This window comes from Haemophilus sp. HMSC066D02 (assembly GCF_001810545.1).
GTDB lineage: Bacteria > Pseudomonadota > Gammaproteobacteria > Enterobacterales > Pasteurellaceae > Haemophilus_D.
In genome coordinates this window covers 114,611-139,606 of the sequence record NZ_KV801805.1, presented here as the reverse complement: position 1 = coordinate 139,606, position 24,996 = coordinate 114,611, and the positions used below count along the sequence as shown (strand labels likewise).

General features: G+C 39.9%; 19 protein-coding genes. 7 read left to right on the top strand and 12 right to left on the bottom strand.

Annotated features, from left to right (window positions below):
• Window positions 1-109: 109 nt before the first annotated feature.
• Window positions 110-1,426, bottom strand: coding sequence for an NCS2 family permease (locus tag HMPREF2750_RS03315; RefSeq protein ID WP_005700018.1), 1,317 nt, complete (start codon window positions 1,424-1,426; stop codon window positions 110-112).
• Window positions 1,427-1,623: 197 nt separating this feature from the next.
• Here HMPREF2750_RS03315 and HMPREF2750_RS03310 point away from each other — a divergent pair, with 197 nt between their 5' ends.
• Window positions 1,624-2,154, top strand: a complete 531-nt coding sequence (locus HMPREF2750_RS03310; protein ID WP_005695476.1) for an inorganic diphosphatase — start codon at window positions 1,624-1,626, stop codon at window positions 2,152-2,154.
• A 970-nt stretch (window positions 2,155-3,124) separates the two neighbouring features.
• Here the strand turns inward: HMPREF2750_RS03310 and HMPREF2750_RS03300 are convergent.
• The gene (locus HMPREF2750_RS03300) at window positions 3,125-6,358 is read right to left on the bottom strand and encodes a S8 family serine peptidase (RefSeq protein ID WP_070582558.1); all 3,234 of its coding nucleotides are present in this window, start codon (window positions 6,356-6,358) and stop codon (window positions 3,125-3,127) included.
• Window positions 6,359-6,563: 205 nt separating this feature from the next.
• On the opposite strand from HMPREF2750_RS03300, the gene galE reads away from it, so the two are divergent.
• The 4 genes from galE to HMPREF2750_RS03280 all read left to right on the top strand — a co-directional run bounded on the left by galE (window position 6,564) and on the right by HMPREF2750_RS03280 (window position 11,800).
• Complete coding sequence (galE, locus tag HMPREF2750_RS03295) at window positions 6,564-7,580, top strand: UDP-glucose 4-epimerase GalE (RefSeq protein ID WP_070582557.1); 1,017 nt, start codon at window positions 6,564-6,566, stop codon at window positions 7,578-7,580.
• 80 nt (window positions 7,581-7,660) lie between these two features.
• Entirely contained in the window at window positions 7,661-8,935 is a 1,275-nt protein-coding gene (locus HMPREF2750_RS03290) for an MFS transporter (protein WP_070582556.1), read from the top strand.
• Between the two features lie 98 nt (window positions 8,936-9,033).
• Window positions 9,034-9,678, top strand: coding sequence for an adenylate kinase (gene adk / locus HMPREF2750_RS03285; protein ID WP_070582555.1), 645 nt, complete (start codon window positions 9,034-9,036; stop codon window positions 9,676-9,678).
• 97 nt (window positions 9,679-9,775) lie between these two features.
• On the top strand, window positions 9,776-11,800 hold the full coding sequence (locus HMPREF2750_RS03280) for a hypothetical protein (protein ID WP_070582554.1): 2,025 nt from the start codon (window positions 9,776-9,778) through the stop codon (window positions 11,798-11,800).
• Window positions 11,801-11,870: 70 nt separating this feature from the next.
• Here HMPREF2750_RS03280 and lipA read toward each other — a convergent pair whose 3' ends face one another.
• From lipA to HMPREF2750_RS03230, 10 genes are all read right to left on the bottom strand, one after another.
• Window positions 11,871-12,833: a lipoyl synthase gene (gene lipA, locus HMPREF2750_RS03275; RefSeq protein WP_014064079.1), complete on the bottom strand. Its 963-nt coding sequence runs from the start codon at window positions 12,831-12,833 to the stop codon at window positions 11,871-11,873.
• Window positions 12,834-12,895: 62 nt separating this feature from the next.
• Window positions 12,896-13,537 (bottom strand): lipoyl(octanoyl) transferase LipB, encoded by a 642-nt coding sequence (gene lipB / locus HMPREF2750_RS03270; RefSeq protein ID WP_049364919.1) that lies wholly within the window; start codon window positions 13,535-13,537, stop codon window positions 12,896-12,898.
• Between the two features lies 1 nt (window position 13,538).
• Window positions 13,539-13,817 (bottom strand): DUF493 family protein YbeD, encoded by a 279-nt coding sequence (gene ybeD / locus HMPREF2750_RS03265; protein WP_049364920.1) that lies wholly within the window; start codon window positions 13,815-13,817, stop codon window positions 13,539-13,541.
• A gap of 107 nt (window positions 13,818-13,924) precedes the next feature.
• Window positions 13,925-15,112, bottom strand: coding sequence for a D-alanyl-D-alanine carboxypeptidase family protein (locus HMPREF2750_RS03260; RefSeq protein WP_049364921.1), 1,188 nt, complete (start codon window positions 15,110-15,112; stop codon window positions 13,925-13,927).
• A gap of 18 nt (window positions 15,113-15,130) precedes the next feature.
• Complete coding sequence (locus tag HMPREF2750_RS03255; protein ID WP_049364922.1) at window positions 15,131-15,991, bottom strand: septal ring lytic transglycosylase RlpA family protein; 861 nt, start codon at window positions 15,989-15,991, stop codon at window positions 15,131-15,133.
• A 53-nt stretch (window positions 15,992-16,044) separates the two neighbouring features.
• The gene (rodA, locus tag HMPREF2750_RS03250; protein ID WP_049364923.1) at window positions 16,045-17,160 is read right to left on the bottom strand and encodes a rod shape-determining protein RodA; all 1,116 of its coding nucleotides are present in this window, start codon (window positions 17,158-17,160) and stop codon (window positions 16,045-16,047) included.
• Window positions 17,160-19,136 (bottom strand): penicillin-binding protein 2, encoded by a 1,977-nt coding sequence (gene mrdA, locus HMPREF2750_RS03245; RefSeq protein WP_070582553.1) that lies wholly within the window; start codon window positions 19,134-19,136, stop codon window positions 17,160-17,162. Before mrdA ends, rodA begins: the two co-directional genes overlap by 1 nt.
• A gap of 15 nt (window positions 19,137-19,151) precedes the next feature.
• Window positions 19,152-19,619, bottom strand: a complete 468-nt coding sequence (rlmH, locus tag HMPREF2750_RS03240) for a 23S rRNA (pseudouridine(1915)-N(3))-methyltransferase RlmH (protein ID WP_049372831.1) — start codon at window positions 19,617-19,619, stop codon at window positions 19,152-19,154.
• Window positions 19,620-19,658: 39 nt separating this feature from the next.
• Window positions 19,659-19,967: a ribosome silencing factor gene (gene rsfS / locus HMPREF2750_RS03235; RefSeq protein WP_070582552.1), complete on the bottom strand. Its 309-nt coding sequence runs from the start codon at window positions 19,965-19,967 to the stop codon at window positions 19,659-19,661.
• A gap of 153 nt (window positions 19,968-20,120) precedes the next feature.
• Complete coding sequence (locus tag HMPREF2750_RS03230) at window positions 20,121-21,773, bottom strand: putative transporter (RefSeq protein WP_070582551.1); 1,653 nt, start codon at window positions 21,771-21,773, stop codon at window positions 20,121-20,123.
• Window positions 21,774-21,938: 165 nt separating this feature from the next.
• Between HMPREF2750_RS03230 and HMPREF2750_RS03225 the strand changes: the two genes are divergently transcribed.
• Complete coding sequence (locus tag HMPREF2750_RS03225) at window positions 21,939-23,729, top strand: ABC transporter ATP-binding protein/permease (RefSeq protein ID WP_070582550.1); 1,791 nt, start codon at window positions 21,939-21,941, stop codon at window positions 23,727-23,729.
• A gap of 171 nt (window positions 23,730-23,900) precedes the next feature.
• A complete protein-coding gene (locus HMPREF2750_RS03220) occupies window positions 23,901-24,956 on the top strand; it encodes a rod shape-determining protein (protein WP_070582549.1) in 1,056 nt (351 codons plus the stop codon).
• The last annotated feature ends 40 nt before the right edge of the window (window positions 24,957-24,996 follow it).

Below are 24,996 nucleotides of genomic sequence, written 5' to 3'. Positions count from 1 at the left end.
GGCGGATTTAGGGATTTGTAAAGTAAAAGTGCGGTTGGTTTTTCGATTGTTTTTAATACACAAAATAAAAAAGGCGAACCATTCATTCGCCTTATCAAGATGCATTTAATTAAATCGCCCAGCCGCCAGCATAGAATGCGACAAGTACAATGGCGATGATAATTGTACCGATGTTGAGTTTTTTCACATCGCCACTTACGATGCGACCGATAACTAATGCCGCAAAGCCAAGCATGATACCGGTTACGATGTTTGCCGTTAAAACGATGAATACCGCGCAAACTAAGCCGCTCATTGCGCCTACGAAATCATCGAAGTCTAATTTGCTCACATTGCTTAACATTAATAGGCCCACATACATTAACGCTGGCGCAGTTGCGTAACCTGGCACTAAGAATGCAAGTGGTTGGAAGAATAACATTAATAAGAATAATACGCCGACGACGATAGCGGTGATACCCGTTTTACCGCCTGCGGCTGTCCCTGCTGCAGACTCGATATAAACGGCTGCTGGCGCAGTACCAAATAAGCCTGAGAATAAGCTACTTACAGAGTCAGAGGTTAAGGCTTTACCACCGTTGATGATTTGTCCGTCTTTGTCTAATAAGTCAGCTTGTCCTGCAACTGCGCGAATAGTACCTGTTGCGTCAAATACCGCTGTCATCACTAAAGCAAAGACAATCGGTAAAATGGCAGGTTGTAATGCACCTTGGAGATCTAATTGTAAGAAAAGTGAGTTTTCACCAAAGGTTGGCATTTTGAAGATTTGACCATTGAATGTTACGTTTGGATCGAAGATTAAACCTACGATAGTAATCGCGATGATGACCCATAAAATCCCGCCTTTCACTTTCATTTTTTCTAAGCCGATAATAAATGCAAGACCGATTAAAGACATCATTACTGGGAAAGAGGTGAAATCGCCTAATTTAACCGGTAAACCCGCTTGGTTGCCGACCACTAAGCCTACGCCATTTGCGGCGATTAAAAGTAAGAATAAGCCGATCCCGATCCCTGCACCGTGCGCAATGCTTGACGGTAGATTACGTAAGATCCATGAACGAATACCTGTTGCAGAAATTAAGGTGAACACTAAACCCATGAGGAATACGGCACCTAATGCCACAGGAATAGAAACATGTTGACCTATCACTAAGCTAAATGCGGTGAAAGCGGTTAATGAAATGGCACAGCCGATCGCCATTGGCGCATTTGCCCAAAAGCCGATTAAGATCGAACCAAGACCTGCCACTAAACAGGTTGCGATAAAGACAGATTCAGCCGGAAAGCCTGCATCACCAAGCATTTTAGGCACAACAATCACGGAATACACCATGGCTAAGAAGGTGGTTAAACCCGCAATGATTTCTTGACGAACCGTTGAACCGCGTTTACTGAGTTCAAAGGTTTTTTCTAAACTTGACATAAAGTCCCCTAGGTTAATAATCAAAAAGATGTGCTATTTTATAGTAAATCATTTAAAAGTAAACGTTTGCGCAATCGTTTTTTGTCAGTCTGGCGGGAAAGTGCGGTCAGTTTTGAGGATGTTTTTCGCATATTTTTTTATCGACTAAAAACTGCTATACTCTGAAAGTTTTTAACGTAATCAAAAAAGGAAAAACAATGGCTGATTTTAATCAAATTTTAACGCCAGGCGATGTAGATGCCGGCATTATCAATGTGGTAAATGAAATTCCAGAAGGGAGCTGCCACAAAATCGAATGGAACCGTAAAGTTGCAGCGTTCCAATTAGACCGTGTTGAGCCTGCGATCTTCGCAAAACCAACTAACTATGGTTTCATTCCGCAAACTTTAGATGAAGATGGCGATGAGTTAGACGTTTTATTATTAACTCGTCAACCACTTGCAACGGGTGTATTCCTTGAAGCAAAAGTAATCGGTGTGATGAAATTCGTTGATGATGGCGAAGTGGACGATAAAATCGTTTGTGTGCCAGCAGATGACCGCGATACAGGCAATGCATACAACAGCCTTGCCGATGTACCAGCGCAATTAATCAAACAAATTGAATTCCACTTCAACAACTACAAAGCATTAAAAAAACCAGGTTCAACGAAAGTGACTCACTGGGGCGATGTAGAAGAAGCGAAAGAAGTGATTCGTGAATCTATCAAACGTTGGAATGAACGTTAATTTTTCATTTTAATGAATTAAAAAGGCATCAGATTGATGCCTTTTGTTTTTATAGATGAATAAAAGTATAATTAAAATTCGCTATATACACTTCTAGAATCAGCATGTTTTTAACCATATTCCTAATATAGGAGGAACCTTAAGCGGGGAGAATGGTAATAGATAGATACAGTATGAATATAATAAATAGATGATGGTGAATTATGAAGGGTAAATTTTTAAATTTATTATTTATTATTGTTATAGGTTCTTTTTTGTTAAATTTATCAATGTTTGTTGTGGCTAGGATTTTATATAATATTGAAAATAACAATGATATTCTAAATATAAATTTTTTAGATTATTTTAATTATGGTTTTATAGAACGTTTAAAAATGATTGCAATGCATTCTTTTATGTTTTTTGTTTTGGTTCTGTTTTTTATAAAAAATAAACTATAGGCTGCTATATAACAAGGTCTGGGGTGAAGTAAGGGGGGGGGGGATTTAAAAATGTTTATGTTTTTATTCATTCGTGAAACTTTGGCTATACACCACGCACCATCTTTTTAAAAGGGAGTCTATATGCAAAGTAGATTAATAGAGTTTTTAGTTTATTTTATAGGTTATTCTCTGTTCGTATTTCTATTTTGTTTTATTGGATTATCTTTTCTTATGATATTATTTAATATTTATTGTGAGTTTTTGGAATATATCTATGAAGGATGTTACTGATGTATTGTCATTTAACTTATATGGTTTTTCTAGATTATCACCATTAATAGTATTATCAATTCTTATATCTAAAAAACTAAGAAGTAGGAGGGTATAGGAAGAGTTTAATCTTAGGTGTTAAGTTCTTTGAAACTTGTAGTCTGTTTGATATTTAAACAGACTATAATTTAAAATACAGAAGTATAAAGTGCGGTCAATTTTCAAAGAGTTTTAAAACTTCTCAAAAACTGGCCGCACTTTTGTCTTATTGAATATCGTTAAAATGAGAAACGTAATTCTGCATTAACATTATTGGCTTTGGTATCGTGGTTATAAGCACCTTGATAGCCGACTTTCATACTCAATACTGGTGTAAATTGAGCTTGTAGTGCCACACCTGTCGTGACGACATTTTTCAATTCTTTACCATAAAGATTCGCTACACCTTGGTTATTGATAACTAAGCTGCCTTCAGCGGCTTTATCTTTATGGAAACGATGATAAGCCACATCACCTAATAGATTTAATTGAACGCCACCGATTGCAAATGGAATGGATGGACGTAAACCTGCAGAGGTGACGATTAAATCACGATTGTTGTCTTTTAACTGCACTTCGTCTTTTGTCACACCTTTGTTTTTGATGTGCATATAGCTTACGCCAGCATAAGGTTCAATCGCAAAATGTTCGCCTTTTAAGCCAGTGTAGGCAAGTTCAGCAAAGACATTTTGTGTTTGGCTATGGGTTTTCACACCTTGTGCAAATTCAGCGCGTTGTTCGTGTTTACCCCAGCTTTGAATAAAGCCAATTTTCGGTGTTAACAGGTTGAAACGATGTTCAGCTGTTAAGCCTAAATGCACGGCACGATCTTTCGAAGTGCGGTCAATTTTGTGGCTATTTTGTGTTGAACCAACAAATACACCTAAATGTTTGTTTGTATCAATGGTTGCATCAACACCCACAAGTTGATTGTACGCATGACTGCTTAAACTATCCGTGCTGAAGTGGGTGAAGGTGCCACTTGTCCAAATTTGTGTGCCGGTATTAAGTTGTGCTCTTACTGCACCCGGTTGGGCAAGTTGCTGACGAAGCAATAAGCCATTTAACACATTGTGTTGTTCGGCCGCGAGATCTTCATCATAGCTTAAACGAGCAAAGGCTTGGCGAGCATTCTCTTTTGTACCCCAAATAAGGCTTTGATATGCCGCACTGTTTGTTGCTGCATCTAAGGCATTGGCGATAGCCACTTCATTTTCAGTCGTCGCCGCAGATGAAAGGGCTTTTTTCTGAACAGTCACTTTCAACGTATTCGCATTACTTTCATTTTTAACGGCAAAGAAATCATAAGTACGAGGTGTTTCAACTACCGCATTTTCAGCCCCCACAAATGAGCCAGTACCTTGCACAGATACCGCTTTTTGTGGATCTTTTTGTAATTGAGGCAGAATTTCTTCATCAAATTTATTTGGCACTAAAACAGAACCGTCTGCAAAGGTTGCATTGACGTTAGCAATACCATTATTCAGTAAGAAACGACCACCTTTTTCTACTGTCGCAGTGACCGTTTTCGCGGTGCTAGTTAAGGTTTCAGTAACAAATCCATTCTCACTTGGTTTAGTGACTTCCGCTTTCGGTAACACTTCCAATGTTGCACCTTGTTTTACGATGACTTGTTGTGCCGAATCAAGGGATTGATTTAACCCTGAAAGCTGACCTTCATTCACGGTAATCTCACCAGTGAAGCTGTTATTACCAGTGAGGGTTAAGGTGCCAGTCCCATTTTTAGTTAATGCACCAACATAGCCTTGTGCAGCACGTTCATTACGAGCGGCTTCACGCGCTAAACCTACTTGATATTCTGCTTTTTCTTCAGCTGTCGCGCCTGCACGATTTTGCATTAATGCTTCTAATTCTGCTTTGCGTGTAGCCCAAGTCGCGGCTTCAGCTTGATCTTCGACTTGACGAGCTTTGATGGCTTTATCGCTAATATCATTTGACCAAACATCATTTTGATTGAGGTTGATTTTCATGTTTCCTAAGAATTGACCTGGGCCAAACATGGCTTTGCCAAGATCTAAAATTCCCCAACCCCAAACGTTACTTGGTACACCTTGTTCAGTTTCCCAACGTTCTAATGGTTTACCTTCAAGCCCTTTGCGAAGTGTGGTTTGTCTTGCTGTAGTGAGCATAACATCGCGTGCTTGATCAGTTGTCATGTATGGATAGCGAGAAAAGATAACACCTAATGCACCACTTACGTGAGGCGCAGCCATTGAAGTACCACCAGCTGATTTGTAAATAGGGTCACCATAAGTATTGTTGTCTTGTAATTGAATGTAGGAGGAATAGATGTTGGCGGATGGCGCTGCAATCGTCCACCATTTTGAATGGCCGGCGAGGTTAAATTCTTGAATATCTGCGCCTGCTTTTTCATCACTCACATCGTCATTTGAGTCATTCGGATAGCCTTCACCACCGACTTGCCCCGTGACATTTACCCAGTATTTCTCAGCATCAGGTCTGAAATAAGGCAACATAGCACGCGTAAAAGATTCAGCCATCATGCTACGGTTACCCGCCGTGAAGACTTGAATCACTTTTCTATTTTTAGCCACTTCATAAGCCGCATCAACAAAGTTTTTCTCACCACTGGTGACAAATTGATAATAAGCTTTTTCAGCTTCGCCTAAGTTACTTAAATAAATATGTGCCGCAGGACTGGAAATTGGCTCAGGTGCTTTTGGTACATCATAATATTGCACACCATATTCAGGCACATCACGCCAATCATATTTTGGTTTATAGCCTTGTGCACCGGCAAAGGATGAATTGACACGACGGTTTGAACCCCAACTGTTATTAATCACTTTTGCACCGGCATCTGCTAGGGCAGAGTAGCCCTGTAAGAAGAAACTATAGTCTTGGTTTGGGCCATAGGTCATGTTGTCGTTACCACCAGTATTGGCAGAATACAGATTAGCGCCGAATGCTACACCATGCATCTCATTGCCATCACGGCTTGCCGCCATTGTACCGCCAACGTGCGTACCGTGTGCATCATTGGTATATTTATGCCATGCACCGTCAATATTGAAGGCTTCACCTTTAGTGAAGATGCCATTATCTGTTTTATCAAAATTGCGTTTGCCGTTTTTTACTGGTTCATTTTTATTAATTGGACCATTTCCCACCGATGCATCGGGATAACGCATGCCATCTTTACTATAAGTCCCTTCTGTTTTTACAACGTGGATTCGACCGTCTTGAAATTCAGGGTGGTTTAATAGTACGCCAGAATCCATCACGCCGATTTTTACGCCTGAACCATTAAAGCCAAGGGCATAAGCCGTGGAGGCATTCATTGAGGTTAAGCCCCAGTCTTTGAGGTATTCAGCGCTTTCCCAACTTTTGGTATTACCGGCTTGTCCTTGTTCAGAATAAGCAGCTGCATTGGCGGCATACCAACCAACAAGTAGTGCGAGTGCGGTTTTTTGAAGTGTTTGAGGTTTCATATTGTCTTCCTTTATCTTTTTGATTTTAGGTGACTATTATTCGCCTCATCGCGAAGCACTTCAATGACTCAAATTAAAATTCCAGAGAAAAATGTTTATTCTGTGACAACGATCACACCAAAGTGCGGTCAAAAGAGGGGATAAATTTATGTATCGTAGAAATCAATGTTATAATTTGTGAACAAAAATAATTAAGGAGTAACTCATGGCTATTTTAGTAACGGGTGGCGCAGGCTATATCGGTTCACACACTGTAGTGGAATTATTAAATGCAAATAAAGAAGTGGTGGTATTGGATAATTTATGCAATTCATCCCCAAAATCTTTAGAACGCGTAAAAGAAATCACGGGCAAAGACGTGAAATTTTATGAGGGCGATATTTTAGATCGTGCTTTATTACAAAAAATTTTTGCTGAAAACAGCATTCAGTCGGTAATCCATTTTGCGGGTTTAAAGGCCGTGGGCGAAAGTGTTCAGAAACCCGCTGAATACTATATGAATAATGTTGCAGGTACGATTGTTCTCATTCAAGAAATGAAAAAAGCAGGTGTATGGAACTTTGTATTTAGTTCATCTGCAACGGTTTATGGCGATCCGGAAATTATTCCAATTACAGAAGATTGCAAAGTGGGCGGTACGACCAACCCTTACGGTACCTCTAAATACATGGTGGAACAAATTCTGACTGATGTTGCGAAAGCTGAACCACAATTTAGTATGACGATCTTACGTTATTTCAATCCAGTGGGTGCACACGCAAGTGGCTTGATTGGTGAAGATCCAAACGGTATCCCAAATAACCTATTGCCTTACATCAGCCAAGTTGCGATTGGTAAATTACCGCAACTTTCGGTGTTTGGTAGCGATTATGATACTCATGACGGCACAGGTGTACGTGATTATATTCACGTGGTGGATTTAGCGATTGGTCACTTAAAAGCATTAAATCGCCATGAAAATGACGCAGGTTTACACATTTATAACTTAGGTACAGGTACCGGTTATTCTGTGCTGGATATGGTGAAAGCGTTTGAGCAAGCGAACAATATTAACATTCCATATCGTCTTGTTGCGCGTCGCCCTGGTGATATTGCAACATGCTATTCCGATCCAAGTCTTGCTGCGAAAGAGTTAAATTGGACTGCTGAACGTGGTCTTGAGCAAATGATGAAAGACACCTGGAATTGGCAAAAAAATAATCCGAAAGGATACAGAGATTAATCTCACTCTTGTTGGGCGGAGCATCATTCCGCCCCTAATATTTTAATCAGATAAAACACGCTCAAAAATAACCGCACTTTATGTCAGAACAATCCCTTTCTAGTCAAATCTTTACCCGAAAAATGCTGATCTGTGTCTTCACTGGATTTAGTTCGGGGTTACCACTTTTCGTGTTATTGCAAATGTTGCCTGTATGGTTGACAGATAAAGGGCTTTCCGTTGAATTAATCGGTGCATTGACAGGGGTGATGGTGCCATATGGTTTGAAGTTTTTATGGGCGCCATTATTAGACCGCTATTTTCCGCATTTTTTAGGTCGTCGTCGTAGTTGGTTATTGATTTCTCAAGTGATTTTACTGATTTCGCTTTATGCGATTAGTCAGTTTGATCCTGTGGCAGAGTTAAGTACGGTGGCTAAAATTGCCACATTTATTGCCTTTTTCTCTGCAACACAAGATATTGTACTCGATGCTTATCGTCGTGAAATTTTAACGGATAATGAATTAGGATTGGGGAACACCATCCATATTAATGCTTATCGCGTTGCAGGTTTAATTCCTGGCGGGCTCTCGCTTTATTTAGCGACGATTTATCCATGGGAAACCGTCTTTTTATTGACCGCACTTTGTATGCTAGCGGGCATATTTATGACGCTCTTTTTAGCGAAAGAACCGCAGATTGCACAAGTCGATCGTGATCAACCTTTCTATATGGTGTTTTGGATACCGTTAAAAGAGTTCTTCCAACGCAAAGGTGTCGCCCAAGCCATCGGTTTTTTACTCTTTTTGTTCTTGTATAAATTTGGCGATTCATTTGCCACCACGTTACAAACGAAATTCGTCTATGACATGGGCTTTGAAAAAGAACATATTGCGTTGGTAGTAAAAAGCACTTCACTTTGGGCAAGTATCTCAGCTGGTCTTGTAGGCGGTGTGATCATGCTTCGCCTAGGGATTAACCGTGCATTATGGGTATTTGGTTTTATCCAATTGATTACGATTGGTGGATTTATTTGGTTGGCTGCATTTGGACATTTTGACCATATCGGTGCAGCAGAACTTTGGAAATTAGGTTTCGTGATTGCGGGTGAATATATTGGTGTTGGTCTTGGTACCGCAGCTTTTGTCGCCTTTATGGCTCGCGAAACCAATCCGCTTTATACAGCTACTCAGCTAGCCTTATTTACCAGCCTTTCTGCTTTACCGAGTAAAGGGCTTGGTATGTTGTCGGGTTACTTAGTCAAAGCAGTAGGGTACTATCATTTTTTCTGGATTTGTTTATTCCTCGCTATCCCAGGAATGATTTGTTTATTCTGGGTGGCGCCATGGAATGAAAAAGGAAATGAAAAAGCTTAAAATAAAATAAAGTGCGGTTAAAATTAACAGCAAAATCATTTGACCAAACAAGGCTTTAACGGTATTTTAAACAGGTCTATTATTTATTGGAGATTCGTATGAAAATTATTCTTTTAGGTGCACCTGGTGCAGGAAAAGGCACACAAGCACAATTTATTATGAACAAGTTTGGTATCCCACAAATTTCAACAGGGGATATGTTCCGTGCAGCGATTAAAGCGGGGACAGAATTAGGCAAACAAGCAAAAGCATTAATGGATGAAGGGAAGTTAGTACCGGATGAATTAACCGTGGCGTTAGTAAAAGATCGTATTTCTCAATCAGATTGTGCAAATGGTTTCTTATTAGATGGTTTCCCTCGTACGATTCCACAAGCGGATGCGTTAAAAGAGTCAGGCGTAAAAATTGATTACGTTTTAGAGTTTGATGTACCAGATGAAGTGATCGTTGAACGTATGAGTGGCCGTCGTGTACACCAAGCGTCTGGTCGTTCTTATCATATCGTTTACAACCCACCAAAAGTGGAAGGTAAAGACGATGTAACGGGTGAAGATTTAATTATCCGTGCCGATGATAAACCAGAAACGGTGTTAGATCGTTTAGCGGTTTACCACAAACAAACCAGCCCATTAATTGATTATTACCAAGCTGAAGCGAAAGCAGGTAATACGCAATATTTCCGTTTAGATGGTACTCAAAAAGTGGAAGCTGTAAGCCAAGAGTTAGATAAAATCTTAGGCTAAAATAGACTGGAAACTGACCGCGCTTTGAAGAGAAAAGTGCGGTTAATTTTTCAAAAGGATTTTGAGATCGTAAATTGAGATCGTATTTGGGGACATTATGAGCAAGAAAAGAACAATAGCATTGACGATTTCGGCTATCGCAGTGGCACTTGGGATCGGCGCACAATTTTACACCAATCATAAAATCGATCAGGTGTTAAAAAATTTCCCTTATTCTTTGGATAACCAAGCAACCTTAAATGTGACGCAAACCGCGAAAAACTTTTTTATTCGTGAGTTGATCTTTAGTGTAAAAGATAGCGATGCGAAAAGCACAAATGTGATTTCAACTAAGCTCACCGCACTGCCTTTCTTCATTACAGCGGAGTCTCAGTTATCAGATCAATTAGTTCGTCAATTAAATAAAACATTAAATATCACGATTGATAAAAACACGATTAATAGTAAATTTTCGCCAGTAGGGGATTATTTACAGTCTGATATTTTGACGGAATTCCGTGATTTTGCGAATAAGTCCCAAAACCTTTCAATCGGTCTTCATTTCTTAAAAAATAAAGAAGTTGAGCTAAAAACAACCCTAAGCGGTTTTAACTACGATAAAGACACGAAACTTGAAGAAATTGATGGTGAAGCTCGCCTCATGCCTGTCGGTGCAAATCAATACGACCTATCAAGTATTGACTTAACCGCGAAAAATGCCGAAGTGGCGTTGCTAAATGGGGAAAACACCCATGTTTATATGAAAAATGCGACGTATCATTTTGACGTAAAACCAGGCGAAGCAGATAAGCGTGATCTGAGTACAAAATTCAGCAGTGATATTTTACGCATTGCCAATAAAAGCCGTACGACAGAAGAAAGCCAAGCAACAGCGGGTGGTTTGAATTTATTAGTTAAGCAAAATGGTGTGCCAAGTGCGGTCAATTTTCATCATGAATTTAAAAAATTAAGTGATGGCTCCCTAGACATTAAAGATGGCGTTAATTTGTTAACGAAAATTTTTACACAAAACGATCGTTTTGATGGTTTGTTATCCGTGCTTTCTGTCAATGTGCCTAAAAATAATCAACCTTACTTTAACTTACAAAATGCCGGTCTTGAACTTAAGTTGGCGAATACCGATTTAACTAAAGCCAATGTGGATTTCAAATTAAATGTTGAAAGCGTGAAGCAAACTCCTGCCGATGAAGAGCGTAAATGGGAAGCTAAAGGCGGTAAGGTTAGTGTTCAGTTAGATGATTACAACGTGGCAAACGAATTGGCGTTTGTACCGTTTTTATTAGATGCTTTTGCAGAGAAAGAGGCTCCGGCAAAAGACAATAAAGATTTCTTGAATGCCAAAGATAAATGGGTGAAAGAGTTTAGTGGTAAAACCAATATTGAGGCCGCATTAAAATCATTTAATATGGCCGATTTAGTGCTTGATGAGGTATCAGCCAGTGATAAGACGGAAACTTTAGACAATGATCAATATAATGAACATATTACATTGTCAGCGAATAAAGCTAGTTATCCAAGTGCAGGTTTCCAATTTGAAAAATTAGCGGTTGATGCACCATTTAAAATTAATCACAGCAAAGCGCATTTATCAGCAAGATTTTGCTCAGCACCGTTTTATGGGGCCTTATGCAGCACGCATTTAACGTCTGCCACATTTGATAAGTACATTAAAAACTCTTGGAAAGAGCTTGATTTAATCGTTGATAATGCAACGTTGAATTTAAATCTAAATACTTATCCTGAGACCAATGCTTATCCAGTTAAATTGGAAGTGAGTGGTATTGTGCCTCAAGTGCCCGAAGATGAGTCATCAGACATGATTCCAGACAATATTGAAGGCACATTTAATCTGACATTAAGTAAAATGTTGTTTGATGATCAAAATGAAAAAGCCTTAGCCATTAAGGAAAACTCATACTTTTGGCAATATTTAAGTAGTTTTGTGAAACATGATGGAAAACTTCACCGAGAATTTGTAGAAGAAGGTGATAATTACGTTTCTAGAGTGGAAAAAACAGAAAATGGCTACTTAATTAATGGTCGTACGCTTGAAGATCTTCGTCAAGAAAGCATGATGGAGAGTGATGAGGGCGAAGAAGAGAAGCCAGCAGCAACTGACTAGTTGAAAGGATAATATAAGAAATGACCGCACTTGCGATTCAAAGTGCGGTCATTTTTTTAGCTGTTTTTGATTACTTTACTAATCCACCACTTGCTTGTAAATCAGCATGGTAGGAAGAGCGAACAAATGGGCCACAGGCCGCGTGTTCAAAGCCCATCGCGTTGGCTTTATCACGGAACTCATCAAATTCGGCTGGTGGCACATAGCGCGCAACCGGTAAGTGATGGCGACTTGGTTGGAGATATTGACCCAGTGTAAGCATGGTTACGCCGTTTGCACGTAAGTCTGCCATCACTTGAAGAATTTCCTCATTGGTTTCACCCAATCCCACCATTAAACCTGATTTAGTTGGAATGTTTGGGAACATTTCTTTGAAATCATGAAGCAATTTTAAAGACCACTGATAATCAGCGCCCGGACGAATTTCTTTATACAAACGTGGCACATTTTCCAAGTTGTGGTTGAACACATCTGGTGGATTGTCTTTTAATTTTTCTAAGGCTTGAGTAATACGTCCACGGAAATCAGGAACTAAAATCTCAATTTTGATGCCAGGGTTTAATGCACGCACTTCTTTTACACATTCAGCAAAATGACCTGCACCACGATCAGGTAAATCATCACGGTCTACAGAGGTAATCACCACATATTTCAACTTCATATCTTGGATAGTTTCAGCTAATTTACGTGGTTCATCCGGATCAGGCGGTAATGGTTTACCATGTGCAACATCACAGAAAGGGCAACGACGAGTACAAATCGCCCCTAAAATCATAAAGGTTGCTGTGCCATGGTTAAAGCACTCGTGTAAATTTGGACAAGACGCTTCTTCGCAGACAGAATGTAGGCCATGACGACGCATCCCGTTTTTGATGGTCTCGATCTTTAATGAGCTAGATGGCAATTTGATTTTCATCCATTCCGGCTTTTTCAATAATTCTTGATTAGGATCGATGTTTTTAACAGGGATGATTGATGTTTTGGCTGCATCACGGTATTTCACACCGCGTTCCATTTTAAAAGGCGTTGACATTGTTCTTTCCTAAAGAAAAATGCCTGATTCAGGCATTTTTAAATGAGTTATAAAAGTGAATGTTATAAATTTGTAACATTATAGCCCAAAAGTTCGGCAAAGTGTTTAATTAATTTTGGGGAAACCTTGTCAAGTGCCGCCTCTTCTTTACCAATAAAGTCAGCAAGCTGACACATTTCAAGCCCTGCATAGCCACAAGGATTAATGTAATGGAAAGGGTTGAGATCCATATTGATATTAAACGCGAGCCCATGGAAAGAGCAGCCTTTGCGAATGCGTAAACCTAATGAACAGATTTTTTTGCCATCAATATACACGCCAGGTGCATCAGGTTTGGGATAACCTTCAATGCCGTAGTCTGCAAGGGTTTTCACAACAGATTGTTCAAGTGCGGTCACTAATTGACGAACATTTAAATGTTCATGACGTTTAATATCAATGAGCACATACATGACCTGCTGACCAGGACCATGATAGGTAATTTGACCGCCACGATCCGATTGAACAACAGGGATATCACTGTGTTGTAATAAGTGTTCTGGTTTGCCAGCTTGGCCTTGTGTGAAAACAGGATGATGCTCAACTAACCAAATTTCATCGGTGGTTTCTGCATTTCGATTATCCGTGAACTCCTGCATTTTATGCCAGATTTCTTGATAATCTTGTAATCCTAATTGACGGACAACTAAATCAGTATTGCTCATCTTAGAGAACCATTTTGACGCCTTCAACTTTTGCAAGTTCTTTGTAGAGGGTCTCTACTTGCTCAAAGTTTTGCGCGACGATATCAATCGAAACGGAATTATACGTACCTTTACTACTGCGTTTTTCCTTTGGAATATAATCACCCGGTAAATACTTTTGTATCACCGCAACGATGTCTTGTGCTAAGCCCTCACGATTAACACCTGCGACTTTAAATGTCATTGCAGCAGGGAATTCCATTACTTCTTTTAGTTTTTCATAATCATTTTCGGTTGTCATTTTGCATCCTTATTTAAGAGTAAGGTGCGTGAATCAGTTAAATTCACACACCTTACGAATTTATTGATGTGATATAAATGGGGAAGTGCGGTTAATTTTCAAGGTGTTTAGTCAAATAATCCTTTAACTGTTAACACTAACCAGTCCCAACCTTTACCTAAGAAGCCGCCTTCTTGTACATCTTCTAATGCTTGAAGATTTACGGTAGCGACATCTTTGCCGTCTAATTGATAAACAATTTTACCCACCACTTGACCTTTTGCTAAAGGTGCTTGTAAGTATTTGTTATCTAATTCATAACGTGCTTTTAAGTCAGTCTGTTTACCTTTTGGTACAGTGATAAAGCCATCTTCTAAGACACCAAGTTTAACGTCACCTTTATCACCGTAGTAAACAGATTGTTTTGAAATTTCTTCACCTGCTTTTTGAGTTTTTAAGGTTTCAAAGTTAGCAAAACCCCATTGTAAGAGTTTTTTACTTTCTACTTCACGGCCTTTATAGGTCGGTACACCCATTACAACAGAAATTAAACGCATATTGTTTGGACTTGTTGCTGATGCGACAAGGTTATAACCTGCTTGGCTTGTGTGTCCGGTTTTCATACCATCAACGTTAATGGTTTTATCCCATAATAAGCCATTACGGTTAGGTTGTTTGATTTTGTTGAAAGTAAAGTCTTTTTCTGCGTAGATTTTATATTCTTCCGGTAAATCACGAATAATATGCGCACCAATAATCGCCATATCACGTGCAGTTGAATATTGGTTTGGATCGTCTAAACCATGTGGTGTGGTGAAGTTAGTATTTTTTAAGCCAAATTGTTGAACATATTTATTCATGGTATCAACGAAGTTAGCCACGGTACCCGAAATATGTTCAGCTACAGCAACACAGGCATCATTACCAGAAACAATGATAATCCCTTTGTTTAAATCACCCACAGACACTTGTTGATTTAAATTTAAGAACATTTTTGATGAATCAGGGAAATTTCTACCCCAAGCGCTTTCGCTAATTGTCACCATATCTTCATTATGGATTTTACCTTGTTTTAATGCTGCACCAACCACATAGCTAGTCATCATTTTTGTTAATGAAGCAGGGTATTGGCGTTGGTCAGGGTTAAGTGATGCAAGTACCGCACCAGAATTGTAATCCATTAAAACATAAGTTTGCGCATTCACTTCCGGCACTGCGATACCGTATTGAATGTCTTCAGCCGCAGCAAATGTTGAGGCTGCCATTAATCCCGAGAAGAGTACAATTTTTTTCAATTTTGCAGATTGTTTTAACATAGCATTTCCTTTAATAGCTTATTGGTTTTTATAAGTATAAACGATTACGGGTTGCCCATTGATCGTTTTTTGTAATTTTGTTTTTAATTGATTAATATCCGCTTGATCCGCTAATGGGCCAAAATGGATTTCATAGTTTTGCCCATTTTGGTTAATTTCCGTTTTGATGTCATATAACGCGAGTTTTGTGATGATGCTTTCTGCTTGGCTTTTTGACGACAGCGCGAGTAGTTTTAGCTTGAAAACAGTTTTTGCATCGTTTGTGCTGTCTAAGTTTTGATTTTTTTTTTCGCTATTTTTATTGACGACTAAACGCTCACTGGCTTCTTGCGTTTTAGCATGCTTGGCAAGCGTTTTTGCGCCCGCACCTGAAATTTGACCTTTGTGATCCACATGTAAAGCTTCAATTCTTACTTGCCCTGTACCACGAGCAATAAGGCCTAATTCTTTTGCGGCAGAATGAGATAAGTCAATGATACGTTTCTCACTAAACGGACCACGATCATTAATTCGCACAATCACCTTGCGATTGTTATGTAAGTTTGTAACAACCGCATAAGAATTCAAAGGTAAGGTTTTATGTGCGGCAGTGAAAAGTGCCGAATCATAGCGTTCACCATTAGCTGTTTTACGACCATTAAATTTATGGTGGTAATAACTTGCTGTCCCTTCTTTTGAATAGGATTTCGCTTCATCACCTTGTGTGGTGTATGTTTTACCATTCACTTCATAGCTTTGTGGTGCTTGAACGGTCGTAGTAATCGACAGCGAATCCCCTTGAATACCATACATTTTTTGCGTATCGGCAAAAGCAGAAAAACTTGAGCTGCTTATCAAGGTAAAAAGTGCGGTCGTTTTTAAGATGTTTTTTAATGTCATACTTATTACTTTCAAGATTATCGGTGCTCTTCATAAGAAAGCCAAAAGGGAAATTAGTTCCCTTTCATAAAGCGGGGTTTGTGAGTATGAATAGACATCACTAAACCAAAGCTTGCCATGATGGCGACATATGAGGTACCGCCGTAGCTAAAGAGAGGTAAAGGCACCCCTACAACAGGCAAAATGCCACTCACCATACCAATATTCACGAAGACATAAACGAAGAATATCAGTGTGGTTGCACCAGCAAGAATACGCCCGAAAGAGGTTTCTGCATTTACCGCAATTATTAAGCCACGGATAATAATAAACAAATAAATTGCCATCAGAATAAGAAAGCCGACCATTCCATGTTCTTCACTCATCACGGCAAAAATAAAATCAGTGTGTGGTTCAGGCAAAAATTCTAATTGGGATTGTGTCCCTTGCATCCATCCTTTGCCAGATATACCGCCTGAACCGATAGCAATTTTGGATTGCAAAATATGGTAACCCGCCCCAAGTGGATCTTTCTCGGGGTCAAGTAAGGTTAATACACGCATGCGTTGGTAGTCATGCATTAAATACATCCACATGATAGGAATAAATGCCGCTAAGCCAACTACAGCAGCAAGAATAAGCCACCAACTCATCCCCGCTAAGAATACCACGAATAAGCCCGATGCACTAACCAGAATTGATGTGCCTAAGTCTGGTTGAATAGCCACAAGTAAAGTTGGCACAATAATCATGGCGATAGCAATAAAGGTTTCGCTCATTTTCGGTGGTAGTGGACGATTACCTAAATATACCGCAACCATTAATGGTACCGCGAGTTTGACAATTTCAGAAGGCTGAAAGCGAATAAAGCCAAGATCTAACCAACGTTGTGCCCCTTTACTGGTTGTTCCGATAGCATCAACCAAGATCAGCATGATAAACCCCACCAAGTATAAGTAAGGGGCGAGTCGCTGATAAAATTTAGGGGGGAGTTGCGCCATAATCATCATGACAGCAAAACCTAATATGACCTGAATAATACGATTTTGGAACATCACTTCACTGGCGCCGGATGCACTATAAAGCACAAGCATGCCATAGGCTGTAATAGCAGCTAATCCAATAAATAATAAAAAATCAATATGTAAGCGTTGCCATAATCGCAGGCATAAAGGCACTTTTTCTTCCATTATTCATTCTCACTTGGTTGAGATTCTAGTGCTGGCGCATCTAAATCAGTTTGGTCCGTCTTTTTCTCTTTTTCAGCATTTTCTTGACGTTCAATTTGTGGCAAGCGTTTATTCAAGTAGAAATCCATAATTTGCCGTGCAATTGGTGCTGCATTACTTGAACCACCACCCGCGTTTTCTAAAATAATCGTCACAACTAATTTCGGATCTTCATAAGGCGCATAAGCCGTAAACCAAGCATGGTCATGTAATTCTTTTTTCAATCCCGCTGCATTATATTTTTGGTTTTCCTTTAAGCTGAACACTTGTGCTGTACCGGATTTCCCAGCTACGTGGTAATTCGTACCGATAAAGGCTTTTCGTCCTGTCCCTGCACCTGAATTCACCACATTGAACATGCCGCGCTTAGCTGCATCCCAATAAGCTTGTTTCGGATCGGTAATATCTTCATATAAAAGTGGGTCTTGATACGGCTCAATGGTGGCACCTTCAACGGATTTCATTAAATGTGGCGTATGAATTTTACCGTTATTGACCACAATCGAGGTGGCTTTTGCCACTTGTAATGGTGTCGCTGTCCAATAACCTTGACCAATCCCCACTGATATTGTATCGCCTTGCACCCACGGTTTTTTATAACGTTTTTGTTTCCATTCTTTACTCGGCATATTGGCCGTGGCTTCTTCTTGAATTTCAATACCTGTTGGCATACCAAACCCAAAACGTTTCATCCACATGGAAAAACGATCAATACCTAAATTAAAGGCAGTTTGATAGAAGAAGGTATCCGATGATTCAGTAATGGCTTTGTTTAAATCCGTATAACCATGCCCTGTTTTTTTCCAATCTCGGAAACGTTTTGTTGAGTTTGGTAATATCCAGTAACCCGGGTCAAAAATCGTGGTATTAGGGGTAATCACCCCTTCAGTTAATGCCGCAACAGCAACGAATGGTTTTACAGTAGAGGCAGGCGGGTACACGCCTTGTGTCGCACGACTGTAAAGTGGTCGAGTAGGATCTTCTAGTAAACGTTTGTAATCACTGGAAGAAATGCCATCGACGAATAAATTATTATCGTAGCTTGGTGTTGAAACCATCGCTAATACACTGTTATCTTTCGGGTCAAGCACCACAACAGCGCCTTTTTGACCTGAAAGGAGCGACATAATATAGCGTTGAAGGGTAAAATCGATAGTTAGATGAATACTTTTACCCGCGGTGGCTGGTTGTTCACGTAGTTTACGAATAACTTTACCACGGTTATTAATTTCAACCTCTTCGAAACCGGTTGTACCATGGAGTTGTTCTTCGTAATAACGTTCAATACCCAGTTTCCCCATGTCCGTAGAACCGGAGTAGTTAGCAAATTTTTCTTCTTTTTTTAGGCGCTCAACATCTCGGTCATTAATGCGTCCAACATAACCCAAAATATGAGTCATGGCTTCGCCATATAGGTAATTTCGTTTGAAATAAGGACGTACATCAAGGCTTGGATATTTATACTGGTTTACTGCAAAACGGGCAATTTGTTCTTCCGTTAAGCTTGGTTTGAGTAAAATCGGCGTATAGCGTGTACCACGACGGCGCTCTTTTTTGAAATGCTCAATGTCTTCATCAGTGAGTCCCACAACATAGCGCAATTCTTCAAAAGTGCGGTCTAAATTTTCTGTTTTTTCTGGCACGATATATAAACCGAAAAAAGTGAGGTTTTCTGCCAGTAACTCGCCGTAACGGTCGTAAATTAATCCGCGAGTAGGAGGAAGCGGAAGTAATTTAATACGGTTACCATTTGAGCGAGTTTGATACATGTCATAATTCACCACTTGGAGATGGTAAATATTAGCAAATAGCACACCGCTTAGGGCTAAAATACCGATGAATGCTACCAATGTTCGACGTGCAAACAAGTTCCGTTCCGCTTTTTTATCGCGGATCGGTTCATTGGTTGGTGCAGAAAAGAATTTTTTTAAATTCATCGGTAATGTAATACGTTATTCTCTGTGATAAGGGTGGTTTGTCGTCAGTGACCACGCGCGGTATAAACTTTCTGCCACGACAACTCGCACTAATGGATGGGGCAGTGTGAGTGGTGACAGGGACCAACTTTGTTCTGCTGCAGCTTTACATTCAGGGGATAAGCCTTCTGGCCCGCCAATAAGCAGGCACACATCACGACCATCATTTTTCCAACTCTCTAATTGCTCAGCAAGTTGTGGCGTTGTCCAAGGTTTGCCTGGGATATCTAATGTTACCACTTTACCTTTTCCGCAAGCGGCAAGCATCGCTTTACCTTCTTGCTCTAAGATGCGTTTAATATCCGCATTTTTTCCACGCTTGCCTGCAGGAATTTCAATGAGTTCAAAAGGCATGTCTTTAGGGAAACGACGTTGGTATTCTTCAAATCCAGTTGTCACCCAAGCCGGCATTTTTGTGCCTACAGCGATTAATGTGATTTTCATCCTTTTCCCTTTTAAAACACAGTCAAAATTGACCGCACTTTATGCCCAAAGTTTTTCTAACTGATACATTTCACGTGCATCACGTTGCATAATATGTACGATGGTTTGACCGAGATCCACCACGATCCAATCAGCTGTATTACGACCTTCTTCACCAAAGGTTTCATAACCGGCTTTTTTACATTCTGCAATAAGGTTATCGGCCATAGCTGCGACTTGGCGGCTAGATGTGCCGGTACAAATAATCATATTTTCAGTAATCGATGATTTACCTTTTACATCAAAATGCACAATTTCGGTGCCTTTTAAATCATCGAGTTTATCAATTACAAATTCAATTAATGACATTTCTTTTCCTATCTAAATGAAGCGATGAATTCTATCATTGAATGAGGGAAAGGGGTAGGCTTGGGGCTGATTTTATTTGAATTGTTTTATGGTCGTAATGCTGCTTAGTAATAAAACTTGGGGCAGTTATTCTGCCCCAAGTTTGAAAGGGTATTAAACCCATAAAAGAATCGCTAACAATTGCGGTGAAATGATCCGTAAGAACATTGTGAGCGGATAGACTGTCGCATAGGAGAGTGCGGCGGCACCGCTTCCTTCTTTCAGTTCATTCGCGAAAGCAAGTGCAGGAGGATCCGTCATTGACCCTGCTAATAGACCACAGAGTGAAAGATAATTTAATTTTACATATAAACGTGCAATGATACCTACAATCATTAATGGTACAAGAGTGATGAAAATACCATAGCCCATCCATTCAAGACCTGAGCCATTGGTGAGCGTGTCCACAAAGCTACCACCAGATTTTAAACCGACTACAGCAAGGAAGAGCACAATACCAATTTCGCGTAAAGCTAAGTTAGCACTTGGTGGCATAAACCAATAGAGTTTACCGATAGAGCCAATTCGAGCCAAGATCAATGCGACGACTAATGGTCCACCTGCTAGCCCTAATTTTAATGCCACAGGGAAGCCTGGAATATAGAAAGGAATAGAGCCGAGTAATACCCCTAAGCCAATCCCAATAAATACCGGCAGCATTTGCACTTGTAGCAGTTTCTGTTTGGCATTCCCGATCACTGAAATAGCTTGGTTGAGAATGTCAGTTTTTCCCACCATGTGTAATACGTCACCAAATTGAAGTGTTGTATGTGCAGTTGGTACCAGTTCCACGCCCGCACGATTTAAACGTGAAATGACGACACCGTATTTTTGATGAATGCCAAGATGACGAATTTGTTTTCCTAGAACCTTTTCATTTGTCACGACCACGCGTTCAGAACGAATTTCGCCACTCAAGCTCGCTACAGGGATATCTACTTCTTCCCCAATAATGAGGTGCATTTTTTTCAAACCTTCAGGATTACCGACCAAATGTAAAATATCGCCAAGTTGAACATCGGTATCCGCTTTCGGCACAATGACGAGCTCACCTCGTTTCAAGCGAGAGCATACGACATCTTCATCATCAAAACCAGGAATCTCAATCAAATGGATACCATTGAGATTAGTATTGGTGACTTTCAAAGACATGCTTTTGAGCGCTTCTTTGTCATGACCACTTTCTTTTTCAAAATTTGCTGCTTCCTCATCCACTTTAATTTTAAAGAAAAGACGAATAAGCCACATAGAAAGTAAAATGCCACAAATTCCAAAAGGATAAGCCATTGCATAGGCCATCCCCATGTTAGACGTCGTTTGCGACATGCCTAATTCAGAAAGAATTTGCTGACCCGCACCGAGGGATGGGGTATTGGTTACCGCCCCAGAGTAAATACCAAGGGCTACATCAAGAGGAATATCCGCAAGCTTATAAATGAGAATTGTCACCAGTGCACCAAGTGCAACGATTAAAATGCCTAACCCATTTAAAGTTAAGCCTGATTTTCGTAAGGAGGCAAAAAAGCCGGGACCTACTTGAATACCAATCGTATAAACAAACAGAATTAAGCCGAACTCTTGCACGAAATGTAATGTATGACTATCTAATTTAATGCCATATTGGGTGGTGAAATGGGCAACTAAAATCCCCCCAAATAGCACCCCCCCAATACCAAGTCCTACACCTTTAATTTTGAAATGCCCGATCCATAGACCAATTACGGCAACGAGGGCAAGCAAACTAATGGTAATCGCAGTTTCACTCATACCGACCTCTAATTTATTAAAAATTTAACTATTTTGGATTATATCAATTTGATTTCTTACCCGCTTGTGACAAAGTCAAAAAATGTTATCTCTATCACATTTTTTCTTGCTTAAAAATAAACACCGCCTAAAATGACCGCACTTTTTTGATTTTATAGGTTGATTATGGATTACGCTCAAGAGGCTATTAATTCGCTTTTATGGATAGTAAAAACATTAGCGATGACGGCTGTTGTTTTTAGCTTTGGTATATTCTTATTAGTTCGTTTTACCCACTGGGGCAAACAATTTTGGCAATTTGCGGGCGGGTATCTTTCACCACGTCGAAGTATTAAGCCTTTGCTATTTTTCTTATTAATTGTAGCGATGACATTAGTCAGTGTGCGTATTAGCTTGGTGCATTCCGAATGGTATAACAATATGTACACGTCCTTACAGGAATTTAATGAACCTGTATTTTGGGATCAAATGGTATTGTTTTGTGTGATTGCGACAAGCTCTGTCATGACAGCATTACTTAGCTATTATTTAGAACAACGTTTTTCTATTAATTGGATTGAATGGTTGAATAGTCAGTTAGTCGATAAATGGATGGATAATCGTGCGTACTATAAGACCCAGTATGTTGCCGCTAACTTAGATAACCCCGATCAACGTATTCAACAAGATGTGCAATCTTATGTGAGAGCCTCGCTTTCCTTAAGCACTGGTGTGATTGATGCTGTCACCTCGATGATTTCTTACACGATCTTATTGTGGGGATTAGCGGGGCCAATGATTGTATTTGGTACTGAAATTCCACGCATGATGGTGTTCTTGGTGTTTGCTTATGTGATTATCACTACTGCGATTGCATTCCGTTTAGGACGTCCATTAATTATGTTGAATTTCGTCAACGAGCGCTTAAACGCTAACTATCGTTATTCTTTAATTCGTATCAAAGAATATGCGGAAAGTGTAGCATTTTATGCGGGTGAGAAAGTTGAGCGTAGCCAACTTTATAAACAATTCGGATCGGTAATCAATAACATGTGGGATATTGTTTATCGAACTTTAAAATTTTCTGGTTTTAACCTGGTGGTTAGCCAAGTTTCGGTTGTGTTCCCTTTGCTCATTCAAGTGGGACGTTATTTCGAGAAGCAAATTAAACTCGGCGATCTGATGCAAACGCTACAAGTATTTGGTAAGTTGCATTCAAATCTTTCGTTCTTCCGTAATTCTTACGATGGTTTTGCCGGATACAAAGCCACATTAGATCGTTTAACGGGCTTTAGTTATGCGATTGATATGGCAAATCGTCAATCTACTTCCCATTTACACGAACATGAAACTGACGTGATCTTTAAGAATTTAACCATCAGTAATCCATTTGGAAAAACCTTAATTGAGAATTTAAATTTGACGCTACCAAAAGGTTCAACCCTATTAATTCAAGGTAGTTCTGGTGTGGGGAAAACTACGTTGTTGAGAACCGTGGCAGGGCTGTGGGCGTATTCTGAAGGGGATGTATATTGTCCAACCCATCAGCTTTTCTTATCACAAAAACCTTATTTACCACAAGGCAGTTTATTGACTGCGCTGGCTTATCCGAATGAAGAACAGGCCTTTAATCGTGATGAGATGATTGAAGTATTAAAACAAGTGTCTTTAGGGCATTTACAAGATCGTTTAGAACAAGAGCAAGATTGGACGCGTATCCTTTCTCTCGGTGAGCAACAACGTTTGGCTTTCGCACGTTTGTTATTACATAAACCAAACGTCGCTTTCTTGGATGAAGCAACTGCGAGTATGGATGAAGGCTTAGAAGATACGATGTATCGGCTATTAAAAGAACGTTTACCTAATACAACGGTTATTAGCGTGGGGCATCGTTCAACTTTACAAGCTTTCCATCAGCAACAATTGATGATTTTAGGTAACGGGAAGTGGCGATTCACTGACCGAAATCTCGTATAAAACACCATTAAAATTGACCACACTTACCTTGTTAGAAAAAATACTGAGGTAAGTGTGGATGAACAAAGTAAAAAATCCTGTTATCAAACTCAATTTTTTGATACATTTAGGACAATTTTTTTCTATGCTCAGAAATGAGTAATTTTTCACCAAACTAATGACGGAATTCTTATGTTATTCAAAAAAATTCGTGGTTTATTTTCAAACGATCTTTCAATCGATCTAGGTACAGCAAATACATTAATTTACGTGAAAGGCCAAGGCATCGTACTTGATGAACCTTCAGTTGTGGCAATTCGTCAAGATCGTATGGGCGCATACAAAAGTATTGCGGCAGTAGGTAAAGAAGCAAAACAAATGCTTGGTCGTACCCCAAAAAGTATCGTGGCTATTCGTCCGATGAAAGATGGTGTTATCGCTGATTTCTCTGTGACTGAGAAAATGTTGCAATACTTTATCAAACAAGTACATAGTGGTAACTTTATGCGTCCAAGCCCGCGCGTACTCGTTTGTGTACCAGCTGGTGCAACTCAAGTTGAACGTCGTGCAATCAAAGAATCAGCATTAGGTGCAGGTGCACGTGAAGTGTATTTAATTGAAGAGCCAATGGCGGCAGCAATCGGTGCAAACTTGCCCGTTTCTACCGCGATCGGTTCAATGGTTATTGATATCGGTGGTGGTACCACTGAAGTGGCGGTGATTTCTTTAAACGGTATCGTGTACTCCTCTTCGGTACGCATCGGTGGTGACCGTTTTGATGAAGCAATTATTTCTTATGTTCGTCGTACTTTTGGTTCTGTGATTGGTGAGCCAACTGCAGAGCGTATCAAACACGAAATTGGTACAGCGTACATTCAAGAAGGTGATGAAATTTTAGAAATGGAAGTGCACGGTCATAACCTTGCTGAAGGTGCACCGCGTTCATTCAAATTAACCTCGCGAGATATACAAGAAGCTCTTCAACAACCATTAAATGGTATTGTTGCAGCAGTACGTACGGCACTTGAAGAATGCCAACCAGAACACGCAGCGGATATTTTTGAACGCGGTATGGTGTTAACAGGTGGTGGTGCTTTATTACGCAACATTGATGTATTGTTATCAAAAGAATGTGGCGTGCCAGCAATCATCGCAGAAGAACCATTAACTTGCGTAGCTCGTGGTGGCGGTGAAGCAATCGAAATGATTGATATGCACGGCGGCGATATTTTTAGCGACGAAATTTAATCTCTAAAAGTGCGGTCAGAAAAATCGGCGTTTTTAATTC